Source organism: Afifella pfennigii DSM 17143, assembly GCF_000688515.1.
Classification (GTDB): domain Bacteria; phylum Pseudomonadota; class Alphaproteobacteria; order Rhizobiales; family Afifellaceae; genus Afifella; species Afifella pfennigii.
In genome coordinates, this window is sequence record NZ_JHZK01000059.1 from 1 (window position 1) to 1,398 (window position 1,398).

Annotated in this window: 1 protein-coding gene; it reads left to right on the forward strand. The window is 63.8% G+C overall.

The annotated features are described in order from the left end of the window. Positions 1-525: 525 nt before the first annotated feature. Positions 526-1,398: MCP four helix bundle domain-containing protein (locus Q331_RS0119190; protein WP_026381981.1), on the forward strand; the 873-nt coding region annotated here is incomplete at its 3' end.

The following is a 1,398-nucleotide window of genomic DNA, read 5'->3' on the forward strand; positions in this document are numbered from 1 at the left end:
GAGATCGTCACCGCCGCCAACCACCTCAACGATCAGGCCCTCGGCCTCAGAACCCAGGTCGACGCCTTCATCGAAAGGGTCCGCGCCGCCTGAGCATCCTCCGCCGCGCGGCGACAAAGACGAGGCGCGTGCCACCGGCACGCGCCTTTTTCGTTGGCGACGCATCCGGCGGCGGGAAACCGAGCCCGGCCGCCCCGCTTACCGTCGGCTGCCCGGCGCATCGGCGGCGCCGAGCGACCTAGAACAGCTACACGCAAGACTTCGACTCTAATGACTCCACGAGCTTGCGGAACTTCACCATCGACTGCCGGAGCGTTGGAAACCGGAAATGCCCGAACCCACGCCGACGGTCGCGACACCGGGTTCCCTCGCTCCAAGGGCAGTTGCGATTCTTTGAGCTCGGCTGCCTGGAAACCGGGGACCGTCGTACCGACGGCGCCTGACATTTTGACACGCCTGGCGCGATGCCAGCGACGAGCAAGGCCAGCCGCTCGGACGGCCTTGTTCTCTTGTGGAGCCTGCAAAATGCGGATCACTTTGAAGAACAGCCTTATCGCCGTCCTGTCCCTCCTGACCCTCTTGTTGATCGGGCTCGGCTGGACCTCCATCGACAAGCTCGCCGAGATTGAACACAACGTGGAGAACGCGGCGACGGTCCTGGTGCCGAGCATCAGCGCCGTCAACAAGATCAACGGAATGACCTCCGAGCTCCGCCTCAAGCAGATGGCTCGTCTCCTCTCCTCAGAGGCTGAATACGTCCGCACGATCGATGCCGGAATCGACAAGGCCACTAAGGACGTCGCCGATCTTCGGGCCAAATACGAGCCGATGATCACCTCCGAGGAGGAGCAGCAGGCCTACGACAAGTTCGCCGAGCAATACGCCCAGTATCAGAAGCTCTTCCTGGAGGTGGATCGTCTCATCGATGCCGGCTACCGTGAGCAGGCCACGACCCTGTTCCGCGGCGAGATGCTGACGCTGTTCGACAGCTTTTCCGCCGATCTCGACCGCGCCGTCGCCCTCAACGAAGCTGAAGCCAACAGCGATTACGAGGCCTCCATCGTCGGCTACAATTCCGCGCGCCTGACGCTGTTTACGGTCATCGGTGTTGGGCTGCTGGTTTCCCTGGGCGCCATCGCATTCGTCATCCTCGGCATCGCGCGTCCCATTGAGCGCATCACCCATGTCATGCGCGAGCTGAGCGAGGGCCGTCTGGAGACGGAGATCCCCTACGCCGACAAGCGCAACGAGATCGGCGAGATGTCGAAGGCCCTCTCCGTCTTCCGCGACGGCCTCGCCGAGACGGAGCGCCTGCGCCAGGATCAGGTGGAGCAGGCGGCCCGCGCGGAGGAAGACAAGCGCCGCGCCATGCACGCCCTTGCCGACGATTTCGACGCC